General features: G+C 66.7%; 13 protein-coding genes. 6 read left to right on the top strand and 7 right to left on the bottom strand.

The window, feature by feature from the left end:
- Positions 1-13: 13 nt before the first annotated feature.
- Positions 14-1,087 (bottom strand): LacI family DNA-binding transcriptional regulator, encoded by a 1,074-nt coding sequence (locus tag AUL28_RS03135; RefSeq protein WP_062230633.1) that lies wholly within the window; start codon positions 1,085-1,087, stop codon positions 14-16.
- Between the two features lie 426 nt (positions 1,088-1,513).
- Here AUL28_RS03135 and AUL28_RS03130 point away from each other — a divergent pair, with 426 nt between their 5' ends.
- Positions 1,514-2,131, top strand: coding sequence for a hypothetical protein (locus tag AUL28_RS03130; protein ID WP_156419873.1), 618 nt, complete (start codon positions 1,514-1,516; stop codon positions 2,129-2,131).
- Positions 2,132-2,137: 6 nt separating this feature from the next.
- Here the strand turns inward: AUL28_RS03130 and AUL28_RS03125 are convergent, their stop codons facing one another.
- The 4 genes from AUL28_RS03125 to AUL28_RS03110 form a co-directional block, all read right to left on the bottom strand.
- Positions 2,138-3,490, bottom strand: a complete 1,353-nt coding sequence (locus tag AUL28_RS03125) for an HlyD family type I secretion periplasmic adaptor subunit (protein ID WP_062230631.1) — start codon at positions 3,488-3,490, stop codon at positions 2,138-2,140.
- Positions 3,487-5,370, bottom strand: coding sequence for a type I secretion system permease/ATPase (locus tag AUL28_RS03120; protein WP_062230664.1), 1,884 nt, complete (start codon positions 5,368-5,370; stop codon positions 3,487-3,489). The genes AUL28_RS03125 and AUL28_RS03120 overlap by 4 nt, the downstream gene beginning before the upstream one ends.
- A 387-nt stretch (positions 5,371-5,757) precedes the next feature.
- A complete protein-coding gene (locus AUL28_RS03115) occupies positions 5,758-7,713 on the bottom strand; it encodes a hypothetical protein (protein WP_062230630.1) in 1,956 nt (651 codons plus the stop codon).
- 140 nt (positions 7,714-7,853) lie between these two features.
- On the bottom strand, positions 7,854-8,930 hold the full coding sequence (locus tag AUL28_RS03110; protein WP_062230629.1) for a hypothetical protein: 1,077 nt from the start codon (positions 8,928-8,930) through the stop codon (positions 7,854-7,856).
- 402 nt (positions 8,931-9,332) lie between these two features.
- Here AUL28_RS03110 and AUL28_RS03105 point away from each other — a divergent pair, with 402 nt between their 5' ends.
- Positions 9,333-9,926 carry a hypothetical protein gene (locus AUL28_RS03105; RefSeq protein WP_062230663.1) on the top strand — a complete coding sequence of 198 codons (594 nt, stop codon included), beginning with the start codon at positions 9,333-9,335 and terminating at the stop codon, positions 9,924-9,926.
- Positions 9,927-10,016: 90 nt separating this feature from the next.
- Here AUL28_RS03105 and AUL28_RS03100 read toward each other — a convergent pair whose 3' ends face one another.
- Positions 10,017-10,703, bottom strand: coding sequence for a LuxR C-terminal-related transcriptional regulator (locus AUL28_RS03100; protein WP_192843385.1), 687 nt, complete (start codon positions 10,701-10,703; stop codon positions 10,017-10,019).
- 660 nt (positions 10,704-11,363) lie between these two features.
- On the opposite strand from AUL28_RS03100, the gene AUL28_RS03095 reads away from it, so the two are divergent.
- From AUL28_RS03095 to AUL28_RS03080, 4 genes are read left to right on the top strand one after another with little or no spacing between them, the layout of a single operon-like run.
- Positions 11,364-12,458 (top strand): UDP-glucuronic acid decarboxylase family protein, encoded by a 1,095-nt coding sequence (locus AUL28_RS03095; protein WP_062230628.1) that lies wholly within the window; start codon positions 11,364-11,366, stop codon positions 12,456-12,458.
- A complete protein-coding gene (locus tag AUL28_RS03090; RefSeq protein ID WP_062230627.1) occupies positions 12,455-13,918 on the top strand; it encodes a UDP-glucose dehydrogenase family protein in 1,464 nt (487 codons plus the stop codon). Before AUL28_RS03095 ends, AUL28_RS03090 begins: the two co-directional genes overlap by 4 nt.
- Before the next feature lie 21 nt (positions 13,919-13,939).
- Positions 13,940-15,469, top strand: a complete 1,530-nt coding sequence (locus AUL28_RS03085; RefSeq protein WP_062230626.1) for a glycosyltransferase family 2 protein — start codon at positions 13,940-13,942, stop codon at positions 15,467-15,469.
- A gap of 26 nt (positions 15,470-15,495) precedes the next feature.
- Positions 15,496-16,632 (top strand): NAD-dependent epimerase/dehydratase family protein, encoded by a 1,137-nt coding sequence (locus AUL28_RS03080; protein ID WP_058599943.1) that lies wholly within the window; start codon positions 15,496-15,498, stop codon positions 16,630-16,632.
- Positions 16,633-16,737: 105 nt separating this feature from the next.
- On the opposite strand, the gene AUL28_RS03075 is transcribed toward AUL28_RS03080, so the two are convergent.
- Positions 16,738-17,940 (bottom strand): endo-1,4-beta-xylanase (locus AUL28_RS03075; RefSeq protein WP_062230625.1); only part of this gene is annotated, 1,203 nt, incomplete at its 5' end.

Genomic DNA, 17,940 nt, shown 5'->3' with positions numbered 1-17,940 from the left:
CGCTTTGGGTGGGTCAGGGCAGATTGTCCTTGAGCAGGATTTCGATGCGGATGCGCTCCTGCGCCTCGTCCAGCCTCGTGCCGGTCAAGGCCGCCGAGAGCGCGCGCAGGGCCGAGCGCGCCTCGTGGCCGGGGTCCTGCACGATCAAGGCGTCGATCGCGCCGCTTTCGATCAAGGGGCGCGTTTCGGCCGTCAGCTCATGGGCGATCACGAGCGGGCGCAGGTCGAAGTCCGACAGGGCCGCGACCAGCCCCGCATTGCCCGCCCCGGCGCTATAGACGGCGGCGGGCAGGGGCGAACGGCCCAAGAAGCGGCGCATGGCAGCGTGCACCGCGTCCGGGTCGTCCTGCCCTTCCAGGACGGCCGAAAGGGTCAGTGCGGGAAAGCGGGCGGCGAGCGTTTCCTGAAACCCGTCCAGCCGGTCGTGATGATCCCGCAGCGCGCGCGAGCCGAGCAGAACGGCGACCGAGCGCGGCTCCGGCCCGGCGAAGCGCCCGGTGAGCGCGGCGGCGACGCGGCCGGCGGCGCGATTGTCGATGCCGACATAGCGCGCGCGGCTGGAACCCGGCACGTCGGAAACGAGCGTGACGACCGGCACGCCGCGCGCCGTGGCCGCGTCGATGGCCTCCCCCACGGCCGGATCGTCGAGGCCGACAGCGAGGATCGCGTCATGGCTTTGGCTGGCGCGGGCGATCTCGCCGGCAAAGCCATGGGCGTCGAACGTATCGACATCGGCGGGCTCCAGCGCCAGCGCGCGGTTGGCGGGCCGGCGCGCGGCGCGCTCCAGCTCGTCCCGAAGGCAGCGGATGAACGGGTTGCCGCCGCGCGGCAGGAGCGCAGCCACGCGAAAGCGCGCCCGGCGCGCCAAGGCGGCCGCGCCCGGATGGCGCTCGAAACGCAGCGCCGCCATGGCCGCCTCGACTTTCTCGACGGTGGCGAGGCGCACACCCGGCCGGCGGTTGAGAACACGGTCGGCCGTGGCGAGGCTGACGCCGGCGGCGCGCGCCACATCGCTCAAGGTCGGCGCGCCCTGCCGACTCGCTTCCTCGTCGCGGGCCGGATCGCCCACGGCCTCCCCCTCGCTCATCTGCGCCCCCGCATCGTCCCCGATGCGCCTCAATATGCACGGGCGAGCGTGAAAGTCGCCGGGTTTCGCGCGTCTGCGTTCGCTGCCGCGCGCCGAGGGCGTGATCGTCAGGCTCGGCCGACGAAGCCGCGAGTTGGCCCTGCTCCGCGTGGCCTCGCGTTGGGAAGCCAAGGTTCCAAAGCGGCGGAGAGCATGATCGCGCGAGGGCAAGATCGAGGTTGGAGAGCGAGCATGGGCTCGCCCGCCCGAAATACTCGGCGGCAGTTGGACGCCTTCGAGAGAGGTGCCTTGGACGGCGCTGCTCCCGAAAACGTCTCCCGGCTAAGAAGCGGCGTCTGGACGAGATAGTTAGGCTGACATACTAAGTGCGCTGGATCACGTCGAGGCGTATCGTCTCGGCGCGGCATCGCATCAGAGTGCCCGCCCATGTCCCTTGCCCGAAGCGTCCTGCCCTCATGGCCCGGAACGCCTCGCCCCGCGCCGCTTCCCTGGTTGAGTTCCGCCTGCCTGATCGGCCTTCTGTCCCCGCTTCTGGGGCGTGGTCTTCTCACGCTATCCTCGTCCCTCTTCGCCGAGAACGGCGCGATCGAAAGCGCACAAGCCTGGCTTCTCGTGGCGGCGGCCGGCGTGTTTTTGATGGCCTATCGGCGCGCGGGCGATGCGCGGGCGCTGTTCTGCGTCTCCATGGCCGCGCTGTCGCTTCTGGCCTTGCAGCGGGAAATTCCAGCCTGCGAAAGCGCGTTCTACGACAGCGGTCTGTGCCTGCACCGCGCGATGAAGTTTCCCTTCGCGGGCGCGGTCCTCCTGGGCGCGGGCGTGCTTGCCCTCATCAAGCAGCCGCGCTGGCGCAGCTTCCTCGACTGGCGCAACCTCGCCTGGGTCTGGCCGGTCGGCATCGCCGCGCTGCTTCTGGGTCTGGCCGAAGCCGCCGAGCACTGGATGCATCAGGAGATGGAGGAGACGATGGAGTTCGGCGCCTATGCCTATCTCCTGAGCTTCGGTCTCTGGACCACCCGCGCGCCGTCGGCCGACGCGCGGGGCTGAGGCCGTTTACCGCTCCAGAAAGGCGCGGTTCATGCTGTCCTGCACCGGCTTCACGAGATAGTTCAGGAAGGTGCGGTGCGAGGTCTCGATGAAGATGTCGGCCGGCATGCCGGGATTGATGCGCAGGCCCGGTACGCGCTCCACCTCATGCTCGGCCAAGGTGACGCGCACGACATAGACATCCCCCGCCCGGCCCGGCCGGGGGTCGGGCACCGTGTCGGCCGAAACATAGGTGACGAGGCCGCGCATCTGGGGCGTCGTGCGCTGGTTGAAGCTGGTGAGGCGCACGCCCGCCGGCTGGCCGGCGCGCACGCCATTGATGTCGGTCGGGTTCACCAGCGTCTCGATCATCAGCTTTTCGTCGCGCGGCAGAATTTCGGCGATCTGCCGTCCGCTTTCCACGACGCCGCCCGCCGTGTGGTAGTTGAGCTTGACGAGCGTGCCGGACACCGGCGCGCGGATCTCGGTGCGGCCGAGCACGCTGCGGGCGGCCAGAAGCTGCTCACGCATGTCGTCCATGTCGGCCTCGACGCCCTGCAACTCCTGCGTCGCCCCCTGCTGATACTCCTGTCGCGCCTGCGCGATCTGTCCGTCGAGCCGGGCGATCTGCGAGCGCATGTCCCCCAGCTCGCCTTCGATGCGCCCGAGCGCGCCCTCGGCCTCGGCCGCCGCGCGCTCCACGGTGAAGAGATCGGAGCGGCGATAGAGCCCCTGCTTGAAGAGAATGGTCTTGGCGGCGAGTTCCTGCCGGATCAGCCCGCTTTGGCGCTCCACCGCCTGGCGCTGGGCCTGCGAGCCCTCCATGCGCCGGCGCAGCGAATCCTGATTGCGCGAGAGCACGGCGACCTGCCCCTCCAGCGCCCGGCGCGCGGCGGCGAAGACGTTTCGCTGCCCCTCGAAAATGCGGTCGGCCTCCTTGCGGTCTTCCTCGTCCACCTCGATCGTGCCGAAGTCGAGCGTCTCGCGGCCCGAGATCATGGCTTGGAGCCGGCTGGCGCGCGCCTCGTAGCTGGCGAGGCGCAGAAGCAGCCGGCGCACATTGGTGCGCGCGGCCGTCTCGTCCAGGAGGACGAGCGGCTGGCCCTTCTCCACCCGGTCGCCCTCCTGCACCAGAATAGCGCGGATGATGCCGCCCTCGAAATGCTGCACCTGCTTGTTCTTGCCGGTGGCGACGAACGTGCCGTGCGAGACCACGGCGGCAGCGAGCGGGGCCGTGCTCGCCCAGGTACCGAAACCGCCGAAGATCACCACGGACAGGCAGAGCCCGCCCACCACCATGCCCCGGATCGAGCGAGGCACGCCGACATACCATTCCTCGATCGCCTCGCCCGAGTGCATCGCGCCGTGACGGGAGCTCATGGGACTCTCCTCTGCACCGGAACATTGCTCTCGCCGGCGGTCTGACCGGAGATCATCGCCAGGATCTGGTTGCGCTCGCCAATGGCGGAGATCGCGCCCTTGTCCATCACCATGATGCGATCGACGCAGCGCAGGAGCGAATGGCGCTGCGTGATGGCGACGACCGTGGTGCCATTGGCCTTCGCCCGCGTCATGGCGAGCGCCAGCGCTTTTTCGCCGTCCGTGTCGAGATTGGAATTGGGCTCGTCCAGCACCACAAGGCGCGGATTGCCGAAGAAGGCGCGCGCGAGACCGATGCGCTGCTTCTGCCCGCCCGACAGCGGCGCGCCGTCGGCGGCGATCACGGTCTCGTAGCCCTGCGGAAAGGAGGCGACGAGTTCGTGGATGTCGGCCAGCATGGCCGCCTCGAACACGTCTTCGTCCAGCGCGTCCTCGCGCATTCGCGCGATATTGACCTTGATGGAGGCAGGGAAGAGCTGCACGTCCTGCGGGAGATAGCCGATGCTCTCGCCGAGCTGGCGCGGGTCCCAGTTCTTGAGGTCCATGAGGTCGAGCCGGACATTGCCGGCCGTCGGCATGATGGAGCCCACCAGCATGCGCCCGATCGTGGATTTGCCCGCGCCGGACGAGCCGATGATGCCGAGCGCCTCGCCGGGCTTCAGCGAGAAGGAAATGCCGTTGAGAATCACCTTCTTGTTGGGCGGCGGCACATAGAGCACGCGGTCCACGTCGAGCCGCCCCTGCGGCCGGGGCAGGCGCAGGCGCTCCACATTGAGCGGCGAGTTGAGGAGAAGCTGCGAGATGCGCCCATAGGCGGCGCGCGATTGGATATAGGAGCGCCAGCCCTCGATCGTGCCCTCCACCGGGGCCAGCGCGCGGCTGGCGATGATGGAGGAGGCGATCACCATGCCGCCCGTCAGCTGACCTTCGAGCGAGAGATAGGCGCCCCAGCCGAGCATCCCGACCTGCGCGAACAGGCGCAGGGCCTTGGAAATGGAGGAGAAGAAGACGTTGCGATCCTGCGCCGCCACCTGGGAGCGAAGCGAGGCAGCATTGTCCTTGCCCCAAAGGCGCACGGCCTCGGGGATCATGCCGAGCGCGTTGATGATCTGCGCGTTGCGCGACAGCGCGTCGAGCGTCAGATTCGAGCGCGCATTGTGGCCGCTCGCCTCGGCGAAATGAACCGCCGTCGCGCGCTTGTTGAAGAAGGCGACGGTAAGAAGCACCACGACCGAGGTAACGACGATGGCGCCCAGATGCGGGTGCACCAGCCAGACCGCGACGATGAAAAGCGGGGCGAGCGGCGCATCCAGCATGGCTAGAAGCGTCGAGCCCGTCAGAAAGGCGCGGATATGCTGGAGATCGGCCAGGATCTGGTAGTCCTTGCCCGAGCCCGACAGGGCCGAGCGCGAAGCCGCCGAAAGGATGGGCGAGCCGAGCCGCGTTTCCACCTCGACCGCCGTGCGCATCAGGATGGAGCGGCGGATGAGGTCGAGCGCCACCTGCCCGACAATGGCCCCGACCACGATCAGCGTCAGCATGACCAGCGTGTCGAGCGAGCGGGAGGTGAGCACGCGGTCCGAAATCTGGAAGAGGTAGATCGGCACCGCCAGCACGAGAACGTTGATGAGAATGGTGAAGGCGAAAATCCAGGCGAGGTTTCGCCGCACGCGCGCCTTGGTCTGCTCCAGAGCGACGCGGAAATTCACCTGCGGGCTCTTGCGGGTGATCTGCGAGCCCGCGTCATTGGCCGCCGCGCGCCCTTCCGGCAGAAGCGGGCCGCCCGCCTCGCCCTCGATCACAGTGCCGCGCAGCGAGGGAGCGACGCGGCCAGGCTCGTTGGCGACGCTCGCCTGAGGCACGGGGGCGGCTTGCGCCATGGCAGGTTGCGGCATGGGGGCTTGAGGGATCGGGGCCGCCTGCGGAGCCGCGCGTTCGGGAATTTGCATCTCGATCGGAGGCGCGGCGGCGGCGGGCGCGCGGGGCGCCGGCTCGGCCGGCCGGGGGGCCATGGCAGGCGCGGTCGCCGTCATGGGCTCGGGTGCTGATGGTGCCGGGGCTGCTGTCGCAGGCGCTGCTGTCGCAGGCGCTGCCGCCCCCTCCCCTTCGGCCCGCATGGCGCTGACGGCCGCCTGCATGGAGGCGAAGATGTCCCGCTCGCGCGCGTCCCGTTCGGGGTCGCTGAGGCGCGGGCCCGGCTTGTCCTCGTTCATGGCGTCTTTCCCCTCATGTCGTCTTCTTCTGGTTCTGTTTTTTGGTTCTGCCGGTCACGACAGGATGCCCGCCACACCATCGCCCGGCGCGTCATGGCCGAGGCTCGAAGCGGAATGGGACAGCGTGTCGGACAGGTGGTTGGCGCCGTCGCCCTGAATGTCGGAGACGAAGGCGATCAGTTCGGGCACGAGCCTGCCCGTGTCGAAGGTCTGGATGTCCGGGCCGCTCGCCACGAGATCGGCCTGAAGCAGCATGGAGCCCGAGTAATATTCGCCGCCGAGAAAGCGGACATGGCCGGCATCGTCGAGATCGACGATCTTCGCCTCGTTGAGGAGCGCGTTGCCGCCCGTCGTCACCGTCCATTGCGCCTCCGGGGCCAGCACATTGGCAAGGCGCGCCAGCGTGCCGTCGGCCATGCGCACCGTGTCGGCATCGTCCAGAATGTTGATCTGCGAGATGACGTTCGTCTCGATCACGTCGCCCGAGATGTAAAGAACTCGGATGTTGCGCCCGGCGAGAAAGGCGAGATCGGCGCCCAGGTCCGGGTCGCCATGCCCTTGGCCCTTCTCGAAGGCCGAGACGAGATCGCGCATCTCGGCCGAGAAGCCGGTGAAGTCCGACAGGCCGCCGACATTCACGATCGAAGCATGGTTGACGAGAAGATTGCCCGAGGTCGAGAGCGATCCACCCGTGCCGGCCACATCGGACACGATCCGGTCGCTGTCGTTCAGAATGTTGATCTGCTGGATGAAGTTGCCCTCGTAGACGCTGCCGCCGACGATCACGAGATCGTAGGAGCCGAGCAGCTTGGAGAGCGAGGCGATGTTGAAGCTCTCGTTGCCGCCGGTCGTGGCGCGCACGGTGGACTCCATCGCCGAGAGCACGACCTGATCGCCATCCAGCGTCAGCTTCACCTGCCGCAGGAAATTGGCGATCTCCAGATTGCCCTCGATCACATCCACCTTGTAATGCGCCGGCAGGCTGTCACGCGGGTCGAAGGCGGGGCGGCCGTTCGGCGTGGCGTCGATGCGCTCGAAGCTCGCGATATTGTAGCTCTTCGTCGTGTCGGCGATCGCGACATTCACCGCCTCGCCCAGACCTTCGACCGAGTCTTGATCGGCATGGATGTTGAGCTGGCGGATGGAGTTGACCTCATACCAGTCGCCCTTCACCACCGTGACCGCGCCGAGATGCCCGACATTGAGAAGCCCGGCCTGATTGGCCGACAGGTTGCCGCCCGTCTGAAGCAGCGGTTGGTCTTCGCTTAAGTCGGGGCCTGAGCGTGTGTCCTCAATGAGCTTGGCGATGTCGGGAGCGCTGTCGGCCCGCTCGCCATTGATGAAGATGCCCTCATGGCCGGTCGGCGCACCGGCGGCGGAGGGCTCGGCGCCCTCCTGCATCGCGTTGGTTACAAGGAGCCCCTTCAGGTCGGCGGGCGTGTGGGGAATACCGGGCAGCGAGCGGAAGCTCACGGCGGCGTCCAGCATGGCCTCGAACTGCTGGGTGACGTGATTCACCACGGCGAGCGGGTCGGCGTCGGGATCGAGGATCAGCGTGTCGCGATCGTCGATCAGGCCGACCTGATCCTGAATGGCGAAGAGCGAGTCCGAGGGGACGTGGCGATAGAGAATATCGGCCTCGAATGTCCGCACGCCCATCGTCTCCAGGCCCATCGAGCTGTCCGGCAGGCTGGCATGGGCGGGGCCGTGGCCAAGGGCGGGATGCAGCGGGTGGAGCGTGACCTCGATATGGGGTGGGGCGAGAAGCCGGCTCGCCGCCTCTTCGATCTCGAACCGATCGTTGGCGAGGCGGATATGCGGGTCGTAAACGGGAGAGGAGAGGCCGGCGCTTCGCGGGTCGAGGTCTTCGGCGCCATGCGAGCGAGGCGCGACATGCGAGAGATGCGGCGTGCCGGTGGCTAGGCGGGCGTGAATACCGGCATCCACCGTATCGACACGGAACAGCCCGATGAAGCGGGCGATGGTCTCCTGGGCCTCGAGAATGAGCATCGCTCCGCTCCTGTCGAAACCATGATTTCGAAGAAGAAAAGGCTCACGCCGCTCGCTGGCCTGTCAGGGACAACCGGCGAGACGACGCGAGCCTAGGAAACGGAGCGCCCGTGAGGGTTTGACGGGCGCTCCGGTCTGCGTCAGGCGTCGCCGAAGTCGGCACCGCCGGCGTCACCGCCGACCACGGCCATGTCGACGCTGGTGTACTGGACGTTGGCGCCCATCGCGATGTCCATGTTGAGGGCCGAATGGCCGCCCGAAATGCCCGCCGCGGCGCTGTTGCCGGCCGAGAGGGTCGAGCTGGCGCCGGCCGAGAGCGAACCGTCGTGGGTGGCCGTTGCCGTGCCGCCATGGAGGTCCGAGGCGTTCATCGAGAAGTCGCCGCTGCCGCCCTGCATCTGGAGGCTGGTGCTCGGCTGATTGAGCCAGTCGCCGTCGTTGAGTGTCGCGATCTGCTGGATGGAGAAGACGTTGCCGTCTCCGAGCAGCGCCTGCCCACCTTCCGCATTCAAGGCGTCGCCGCCGATCGTGCCGATGATGCCGTCGAGCTTGTTGCACAGACCGGCCACGTCGATCAGGTCGTCGTCGGAGTTGAACGAGTCCGAGATCGACGTGCTGTAGTCGTTGAGCGAGTCCTGCAACGAGACGTTCAGGCTGCTGTCGTTGTGCGAGTTGGTGTTGCTCGCATCCGAACTGTAATGGCTGTTGTCGTTGTAGGAGTCGTTGGTGCTGCTGTTGCTCGAATCATTGTTCTGGTTCGAGTTGTTGGAATTGTCGTTGCCCGAATCGTTCGTGCTCTTGTCGTTGGCGACATCCGACACGCCGCCGACATCCAGATTGGTCGAGTTGTCGTTGTTGGAATCCGCAACTTGGCTGTAGTCGTTGTTCTGGTTCGTGTTGTCGGAATTGTCGTTGCCCGAATCGTTCGTGCTCTTGTCGTTGGCGACATCCGACACGCCGCCGACATCGAGGTTGGTCGAGTTGTCGTTGCCCGAGTCGTTCGTGCTGGAATTCGAGTTGTCGCTGTAATTGTTGCCCTGGTTCGAATTGTTCGAGCTGTCATTACCGGAGTCGGAAACGCTGTTGTCCGACAGGTCGCTATGGACGTTCGAACCATCGGCCGACTGGTCGTTGCCCTGGTTCTCGAAGCTCGGCGAATTGACATAGGCTTCCGCGACGGAGCCGGCCAAAGCGGTGGCGTTGCGATCGACGCTCATTGTAGTCTCCCTTTGAGATGAAAGGGCCGCCGTCGCTCCTCTTCTGCGGGAGACGGACATCCGGCCTTGTGTTTTCGAAAAGTGTTCTTTGGTCTTTCTGGCCCGCCGACCCGATACGATTGCGGCGATCCGGGACGTCGGCAGAAAGATGACGCAACAGATAGACTGTGCGGCTCGACGCCGCTCAGGCTGTCTTTCAGAGGGTTTACTTGGTTTCCCCTGAGGTCTTTCGAACCTTCCGGGTTCGTTAAGACTTCGTTAACATTGCCGATGCCAGTCGCTTTGTCTTGCGGGGAAGAATCCTTCACCCTGTCGGGGGTTTTCCGTCAGGACAGGCCGAGCGGGCGGTGAGATGCTGCCTCACACGAGGTCCAAGCGTTGGAAAAATCCGAGGAGACGGGCATGTCGCCGACCAGCCAACTACCGCCCACGCCCGATTTCGACGCGATCGAAACGGCGGCGCGCGACGCTGCCGCCACGGCCGCGCGGGGCGACGTCTTCACCCTGATCGGCCAGATGTCCTATAGTTGGTCCAACAACGAAAGCCTGCTGGTTTACTTCATCATGCTGCTTCTGCGCTGCGACCGAGCCTCGGCGCTGATCGTCTTCGGCACGCTGAACACCAGCCGGGCGCGGGTGGATCTGGTGCAGCGTCTGGCGCGCGTGAAGCTCGCCGACCGCGCCTTGTCGGGCGAGCTGAAGCGGCTGATGGCGCGGTTCGAATCGGGCACGCGCCTGCGCAACGATCTCCTGCACGCCATGTTCACGGTAAACGAGGCGGGCGAGATCACGCAGACCCATGCGATGCGACTGGAGGAGCGGGCCAAGGGGCTGCGCTTCGGCGCGGCCAAGCCCATGGACGGCGCGCGGATCGAGGCGATCCGCCATGAAATCCAGGCGATGAACGAGTTGAACCGCGATCTCTGGCGCTTCCTGCAGGGCCTCGAAGCCCATCTCAGAACGGCGGAGGCGCGCGGGCCTCGGCCGGGCGCATGACAAGCGCTTGAGGGAACCTCGAAAGCGAGGTTCCCTCAAGCGCTGAAGACTCCGTCATTGCTGCGGTAGCCGAGCCCACGTCCTCTTGTATCAGTGGGGGCGGCGTTCCTCGCCGCCATCGAATTCGAGGATCGAGTTGAACCAGCCGGCGCGATGGGCATAGCGGATGATGTCGGAGCGCGAGGCGAGGCCGAGCTTGGCGATGGCGCGGGCCTTGTAGGTCTCGACCGACTTTTGGCTGATGTCGAGATCCCTGGCGATCTCCTTGGCGCTGTAGCCATAGGCCGTGCGCCGCAGCACCGACAATTCGCGCGCCGAGACGCGTCCGCAGGTCGTGTCGAGTCGGGTCAGAACGGCGGCATGGTCGTTCCGGTTGATCTGGGGCGCCATCATGACGGGCACCAGACGCGGATCAAGATAGGTTTCGCCCCGCGCCACGCGGCGCACGGCATCGAACAGGTCGGCCTCGCCCGCCGATTTCAGGATATAGCCCCGCGCCCCGGCCGCGAAGGCAGCCTCCACCGACTCGCGCTGGCGCGCCTGTTCTAGAACAAGAAGCCCTGAACGCGCATTCAAGGCGCGATGGAAAGCCGCCAGTGCGTCGGCGTCGAACCCCGCCATGGCGACATCCAGCGCCACCACATCCGCCTGCGTGGCGCGCACGGTTTCCATGGCTTCGGACAGGTCGGTCACGCAGGTTGCAACCCGCAGTTCGCCGAAGTCCTGCCGCTCCAGCACGCTCACGAAACCAGCGGCAAAACACGGCTCGTCCGTCACCAGTAAGACGTTACACATAACACCCCCGATCGTGGGTTTTTATTGCGTCAGGAAAATCCCCACTTTACATTCCCAAAGCGTATATTCGGACAAGCCCGAAGACTGCTTACATAAAGATATTACGTTGCGGAAAAATCAAGCATCTTCAATGCCCATACGGGGTGTATATGCGTTCAGGTCCACAGTCTTGATCGTTTTCCATTTGCAGCGCACAGAATGTCTCACCCATTTGGGTTAGTTCCGAGGATACGACCTGCGAGGGTAATACTTCCCGTCGGCTTGCCGCTCTGACCTTTGAGGGCCGCCCACCGCCTCGGCGGCAATTGTCGGAATGGCAGGGACAGGTCTCCAGACACAATCTCGAAGAGAAGGATCCGGTTTGTGTTGATAGTCTCGCCGTCGTCCTGCGCTTCGCAACGCGACAAACTGGAGGTTACGAGAGGCCGCGCTGAAAGCGCCGTCAACAGACCTCGGTTGGTGGACTGCGAATCGCTGGCCTTGTGCGAGGCTTGCACCCCTCCATCGGCTGTGTAAGTAATCGGAAGACGATTGCGGCGTTCGACTGCCTTTTCTCTGATTCCACGTCACAGAATCGGCATTTCTTGAAGTTCATGTCGGGAATATCCCGACAATCCTTCCTCGAAACGTCGGCGGTTCATCATGAAAATTCAGCATCGGCCGGCTCGCCCGGCTCGTTCCATGCCGCGATCATCTTCCAGCAAAGTCGTCGCCGTGACAGGTGGCGCCGGATTTCTCGGCACGCATTTGTGCGAAGCCTTGCTCGCACGCGGGCATCACGTCGTGTGCCTCGACAATTACGCCACGGGCAGCCGGGAGAACCTGCGCCCGCTCGTGGCGACAAATCGCCTCACCCTCATCGAGCATGACGTGGTCGAACCCTTCCCGGCCGGCCTGCCGCGCTTCGACGAGATCTGGAACCTCGCCTGCCCGGCCTCCCCGCCGCATTACCAGCGCGACCCCGTACGCACGCTCTTCATCTGCGCGGATGGGGCGCGGCGGGTTCTGGAGCGCGCGGCCGAGGATGGGGCGCGGATCTTCCACGCCTCGACCTCCGAGGTCTATGGCGATCCGGACATCCACCCCCAGCCCGAAACCTATGCCGGCCATGTGAATCCGGTCGGCCCCCGCGCCTGCTACGACGAGGGCAAGCGCTTTGCCGAAGCCGTGTTCACCGATGGCTGCGCACGCGCCGGGCTGGAGCTGCGCATGGCGCGCATCTTCAACACCTACGGCCCTTTCATGCACCCGGACGACGGGCGCGTCGTCTCCAACTTCGTGGTGCAGGCGCTGCGCGGCGAGGACATCACCGTCTATGGCGACGGATCGCAGACGCGCTCCTTCTGCTATGCCGACGATCTGATCGCCGGCTTCCTCGCGCTGATGGCGCTGGACGGCGATCCATCCGGCCCGGTCAATCTCGGCAATCCGGTGGAAACGCGGATGGACGAACTGGCCGAACTGGTGGTGGAACTCACCGGCTCGCGCTCGCGCATCGTGCGCCACCCCTTGCCGGTGGACGATCCACGCCGCCGCAGGCCCGATATCGCCAAGGCGAGGGCCCTTCTGAACTGGGAGCCCAAGGTTTCCCTGCGCACGGGGCTGGCCCGCACGATCGGCTATTTCGCAGGGCGCATCGCGGCCGAGCCGCCGGTGCGCCTCCTGCCAGGCTTCCTCGCCGCCGCCACTCGCCCTCAAGCGGCCCGCCCGCAAGCCGAGGGAGTGTTGGTGTCATGAGGATCGTCGTTATCGGAACCGGCTATGTCGGCCTCGTCACCGGCGCGTGCCTCGCCGAACTCGGCCACGACATCACCTGCTATGACACGGATGCGGGCAAGATCGCCCGTCTCCAGCGCGGCGAGATGCCGATCTTCGAGCCGGGGCTCGAAGAGTTGGTCAAGGCCGAGGTCGCGGCGGGGCACTTGAGCTTTGCGTCGGGCGCGCTGCCGCTCGACCGGCGCGTGCGCGCCGTCTTCGTCGCTGTCGGCACGCCGCCCTCGGCGATCGATCATTCGGCCGATCTGTCGGCCGTTCATGCCGTGGCCGAGGCGATCGGCCGCGCGGCGGTGCGCCCGCTCGCCGTGATCGTGAAATCCACCGTCCCGGTCGGCACGGGCGAGGCGGTGGAGCGCATCCTGCGCGATGTCAGACCCGGCATCGCCTTCGATGTCGTGTCCAATCCCGAATTCCTGCGCGAGGGCTCGGCGCTGGCCGATTTCCGCGCGCCGGATCGGATCGTGGTGGGCACAAGCGCCAAGCCGGCGCGCCGTCTTCTGGCGGATATCTACCGCCCGCTGACGGAGCGGGGCGCGCCTCTCGTCTTCACCGAGCGCGCCTCGGCGGAGATGATCAAATATGCTGCCAACGCCTTTCTGGCTGCCAAGATCGCCTTCATCAACGAGATCGCCGATCTCTGCGAGGTGGCGGATGCCGATGTCGAGGAAGTCTCGCTCGGCATGGGGCTGGACCGGCGCATCGGGGCCGCCTTCCTGCGGCCGGGGCCGGGCTATGGCGGCTCGTGCTTTCCCAAGGACACGGAGGCGCTGCTCGCCGCCGCCCAGGGGCATGGCGTCCAGCTGCGCCTTGTGGAAAGCACGGTCGCGGCCAACGAGGGGCGCAAGCGGGCCATGGGCCGGCGCGTCATCCGCGCGCTCGGCGAAGCGCGCGGGCGCACGATCGCCGTGCTCGGCGTCACCTTCAAGGCGGGCACGGACGACATGCGCCAGGCCCCTTCGCTGCCGATTCTGGCCGCGCTTCGGGCGGCGGGGGCAAGGCTGCGCATCTTCGACCCCGAAGGCATGGCCCATGCCCGCTCGCTCCTGCCGGAGGCGGAGTATATGGGAAGCGCCTATGAATGCCTGGACGGGGCGGACGCGGCCCTGCTTCTGACCGACTGGCCGGAATTCGCCGCGCTGGACCTTGCCCGCGTCAAGGCCTCGATGCGCGGCGACGTATTCGTGGACCTGCGCAACATGCTCTCGCCCGAGCGCCTTCGCGCCGTGGGTCTGCGCGCCTTTGGCATCGGGCGGCGCGAAAGGCTGGCCATGCCCGCGCCCCTCCCCGCACCCTTGCCGCCCGTCCCGGCGGTGCGGCCGAGCGAGGCCATGCCGGCGCTGGGGCCGGCCGACCTGCCGCCGCTGGAGCTCGTCGCGGCGGCAAAGGCGGCCAAGACCGGCCTCAACGGCCACGCCACCTGACGCGAGGGGAGACACAAAGCCATGTCCTCGCTCGCCATGGCGGGAGGCGCGGACACGATTCTCGTGTCCGTCTTCCTCCTGTCCCAGATCCTCTATGCCCTCTCGCTGGGGCTCGGCCTGTTCTTCCTGCGTCTGCCGGTGGACTGGGTGAACCCAAGCGAGGCGGAGGGCCGCCAGCCGGAAGAGCACCCCTATATCGTGCTCTTCTACCCCGTGCTGCGCGAACTCGAATCCACGATGCGGACGACCTTCCTGTCGCTCGCCCGCATCGACTATCCCGCCGCGCGCTACCGTGTGGTCGCCATTCCCAATGCCAACGACACGGCGACCGTGGAAAGCCTGCGGCGGCTCGCGCAGGAATTCGCCTTTCTGCAGATCGTCGAGGTGCCCGCCACGACCGATCCGTCCTGGCAGGTGGTCTGGCGCAGCTGGGACGAGAACCCGAAGGCCTACTGGTGGCACAAGGGCAAGCGGGCGGGCGTTCGCGCCCTACCGCCCAAGAAGACGCGTCAGCTCGTCTATGCCTTTTACACCCTGGCCGAGGAGATGGCGGGCGGCGAGGATTTCCTCGTCAATTATATCGACGCCGATTCCTGCCCGCCGCCGGACCATTTCCTCGCGGCCTCGGCCGGGATGCGCCATTACGACGTTCTGCAAGCCCAGAATATCGCCGGCAATCTCCTCTCCACCCTGCCCGCTTCCTGGCACGCCTTCGACCACATGGCCTGGGACGGGTTTCTCTATCCCCATCTCTCGGCGCGTGGCCGGCAGCCCTATTGGGTGCTCGGCAAGGGCCTGTTCTTCCGCGCGTCCGATCTCCTGGCGCTCGGCGGCTTCCATCCCTGGATCACGATCGAGGACCCGGAAGTGGGGATGCGCTTCTGGACCCATGGCAAGCGCATCGGCATCATCCAGAACCCCTTGATCGAGGAAGTGCCCTCGACGCTCGGCCACGGCATCACGCAGCGCAAGCGCTGGGTCTGCGGCTTCTTCCAGAGCCTCGCCCAGCCCTTGAAGGACATGGGCATGACGCCCTGGCAGCGCTTCCGGGCGCGGCTGAACTTCGGGCCCTGCCTGTCGCTGTCAGTCAACGCGATCGGCCTGCCGCTCGGCCTTTGGGCGCTGGCCGAGTGGAAGGCGGGGGTCAGTCCGGTGCCGGACTGGTCGCTGGCGCTCGCCGCCTTCAACATCGCCACCTTCGCGGTGACGCTGGGGGCGATCTATGTCTCGGTCTGGCGGCGGGCGAAGCTCATCCTGCCGCAGCGGGTGGACCGGCTGCGCTATCTCCTGCGCGTCAATCCGGCCTCCCTCGTTCTCTGGTGGCTCATCTGGTTGGTGCCGCTCGCCATCGGCTTCTGGATGTTCCTGCGCGATCGCGGGCTCGTCTGGGAGCGCACGGTGAAGATCGACGCCAATCACGAGCTGGTGCGCACCGTCGCCGGCTCGCAGCCGGCCGTGGTGCGCCTGGGCGCAGACCTGCCGATCCCCATCCCCGCCAATCGCAATCTCACCGGCGAACCGCAGGCCTCCGCCGGCGGCCTCGCTCTCTGATCCCTCGTTTCCCAAGGAAGACACCCATGTCCAAAGGTCATGTTCTCGTCACGGGCGGCGCCGGCTTCATCGGCTCGCATCTGATCGACCAGCTTCTCGAACGCGATTTCGAGGTGAGCGTGCTCGACTGCCTGAAACCGCAGGTCCATGCCGATGCGGAGGTCGATGCCGATGGCTGGCCCGTCTATCTCGACCGCCGCGCCCGGCGCATCCGGGGTGATATCCTGGACGACGGCGTGTTCGAAAGCGCGCTCACGGGCGTCACGCATCTGGCCCATCTCGCCGCTTCGGTGGGCGTCGGCCAGTCCATGACGAATATCGTCGATTACTGCCGCAACAATGTCATGACGGCGGCGATCATGCTCGAAACGCTGTCGCGCCGGCCGCACAAGGTGCAGCGCATCGCGGTCGCCTCCTCCATGTCGATCTATGGCGAAGGGGCCTATAGCGGGCGCTGCGGCACCGTCGCCCCCGCCCTTCGCCCGCACGAACAGCTCGCTGCCCATGAATGGGAGCTGGCGGACGAGGACGGCAGCCCGCTCGTTCCCGTGCCGACGGCCGAGGACAAGCTGCTTCAGCCCGCCTCGATCTATGCCGTCAACAAGCGCGACCATGAGGAGATGTTTCTCTCGGTCGGCCGGGCGCTCGGCATCCCGACCGTGGCGCTGCGCCTGTTCAACGCCTATGGCTCGCGCCAGGCGCTGTCGAACCCCTATACGGGGGTGGCGGCCATCTTCATCTCGCGCCTTCTGAACGACCAGCCCCCGCTCGTTTTCGAGGACGGGTCGCAGCGGCGCGACTTCGTGCATGTGCATGACGTCGCGCGCGCCTTCGCCACCGTGCTCGACAGCGATATGTCCGTCTGGGACTATTACAATGTCGGCTCCGGGCGCTCGATCACGGTGCGCGAGATCGCCGCCGTGCTCGCCCGTCTCCTGCACAAGAATATCGGCCCGGAGATTCTCGGCCAGCACCGGGTCGGCGACATCAGGCACTGCTTCGCCGACATTTCCAAGCTGGAGCGCGATTTCGGCCTCACGCCCCGGCGCGGGTTCGAAGAGGGCATGGGCGAGCTGATCGAATGGGTTTCCCGCGCCCGCCGCCCGGTGGACCGGGCGCAGACCTGCCTGGGCGAATTGCAGGGCTCGCGGCTCGTGGTCTAGAGCATTTCCAGCGAAAGCCGGGTCGGCTTTCGCGCCCGGACAATGCGAGAAACAAGGGACTAGAGCCCATTTAGCGAACCTATGTTCGATGGATGGGCTCTAGCCTCAGAGAGACAATGGCCGCCTTTCGAAGGCGGCCAGGATCGCCTCGCGCATCGGCGCGGGGCGCATGTTGGAATCATAGGGCAGGCCCCGGTTGAAGCCGGGGCCTGGGCCTTGGTTGCCGACGAGACGCCAATAGAAATCGAGATCCTCCGGCTCGATCGCGAGCCAGGAATGGCGGGTGGACAGGCCCCAGGTGGAGACGGCCGAAACGCTCGGGCAGTCCAGCGCCACGTCGAGATAGCGCTTGGCGATCTCGGCCACGAGCTGGTCGCGCAGGGCGGGCGGAGCCGTCAGATCGCGCTCGCGCACATCGAGTTCGGTGATGTGGATGTCGAGCCCGAAGCCCCGGATCTCCTCCAGAAAGCGGGCGAGAACGGGCTCGGAGAAGGGCCCCTTGCGCAGGTCCAGATGCGCCTGGAGCCCGATGCCGCCGAGCGGCGCGCCTCGCACCTTCAGCTTCTCGATCAGCTTCAGGAGGAGATAGCGCCGGTCGGTCTCGACGGGAATGTCGTAGTCCAGCCCGTATTCGTTGAGAAAGAGCACGGCTTGGGGCGCATGAGCGCGCGCCTCCACAAAGGCGCGCTCCACATAATCCTCCCCGAAGGCGGCGAGGAAGACGCTGGTCCGCAAGCCGTCCATACGCTGGCCGGTGTCGATCGGCTCGTTCACGACATCCCATGTCGCGATGTCCGCGCCGTAGCGCGACAGGACCGCTTCGAAATGCGCCGAGATCAGCCCCCAATCGGGCGTCTCGCGCAGCGCCGCTTCCGCCCAAGGAGGCACGCTGCGGTGCCAGAGCAGCGTGTGGCCATGCAGGGCGCGGCCGTTGTCTTGCGCGAACCGCACCAGCCCGTCCGCGCGCGAAAAATCGCGCCGGCCGGGCTCGGGCTCGATCGCATCCCATTTCATCGCGATTTCGGGCGTCAGCGCGTCGCAGTCGGCGAGCACCGCATCCCGGAGATCGGGCTCGGCCGCGATCTGTTCGATACGCACCGCCGCGCCGAAGCGCCGGCCGGTGCGCGCGGCCGCCTGCCGCAAGGACGGGCGCTCCGGCGCGCTGGAGGGCTCGGCCGAGGCGAGCACGAAGCCGCCCACCCCCAGAAGCAGAAGCGCGCGCCGGTTGAGCGGATGGCCAGCGGCGGGCGCGGGCGCGAGATGGCCGCGCCGCCCCAGGCCGTCTCGCCGTCGCGCGGGTCTATCGCC

The organism is Aureimonas sp. N4, from assembly GCF_001463925.1.
GTDB classification, from domain to species: domain Bacteria; phylum Pseudomonadota; class Alphaproteobacteria; order Rhizobiales; family Rhizobiaceae; genus Aureimonas; species Aureimonas ureilytica_A.
Note: the sequence above shows the minus strand (reverse complement) of the source record. Positions and strands in the feature narration are given on the sequence as shown.

What these genes read in the sequence shown, in the direction of transcription:
- AUL28_RS03135 (WP_062230633.1), bottom strand. Translation starts at nt 1,087, where the DNA reads ATGAGCGAGGGGGAGGCCGTGGGCGATCCGGCCCGCGACGAGGAAGCG.
- AUL28_RS03130 (WP_156419873.1), top strand. Translation starts at nt 1,514, where the DNA reads ATGTCCCTTGCCCGAAGCGTCCTGCCCTCATGGCCCGGAACGCCTCGC.
- AUL28_RS03125 (WP_062230631.1), bottom strand. Translation starts at nt 3,490, where the DNA reads ATGAGCTCCCGTCACGGCGCGATGCACTCGGGCGAGGCGATCGAGGAA.
- AUL28_RS03120 (WP_062230664.1), bottom strand. Translation starts at nt 5,370, where the DNA reads ATGGCGCAAGCCGCCCCCGTGCCTCAGGCGAGCGTCGCCAACGAGCCT.
- AUL28_RS03115 (WP_062230630.1), bottom strand. Translation starts at nt 7,713, where the DNA reads ATGCTCATTCTCGAGGCCCAGGAGACCATCGCCCGCTTCATCGGGCTG.
- AUL28_RS03110 (WP_062230629.1), bottom strand. Translation starts at nt 8,930, where the DNA reads ATGAGCGTCGATCGCAACGCCACCGCTTTGGCCGGCTCCGTCGCGGAA.
- AUL28_RS03105 (WP_062230663.1), top strand. Translation starts at nt 9,333, where the DNA reads ATGTCGCCGACCAGCCAACTACCGCCCACGCCCGATTTCGACGCGATC.
- AUL28_RS03095 (WP_062230628.1), top strand. Translation starts at nt 11,364, where the DNA reads ATGAAAATTCAGCATCGGCCGGCTCGCCCGGCTCGTTCCATGCCGCGA.
- AUL28_RS03090 (WP_062230627.1), top strand. Translation starts at nt 12,455, where the DNA reads ATGAGGATCGTCGTTATCGGAACCGGCTATGTCGGCCTCGTCACCGGC.
- AUL28_RS03085 (WP_062230626.1), top strand. Translation starts at nt 13,940, where the DNA reads ATGTCCTCGCTCGCCATGGCGGGAGGCGCGGACACGATTCTCGTGTCC.
- AUL28_RS03080 (WP_058599943.1), top strand. Translation starts at nt 15,496, where the DNA reads ATGTCCAAAGGTCATGTTCTCGTCACGGGCGGCGCCGGCTTCATCGGC.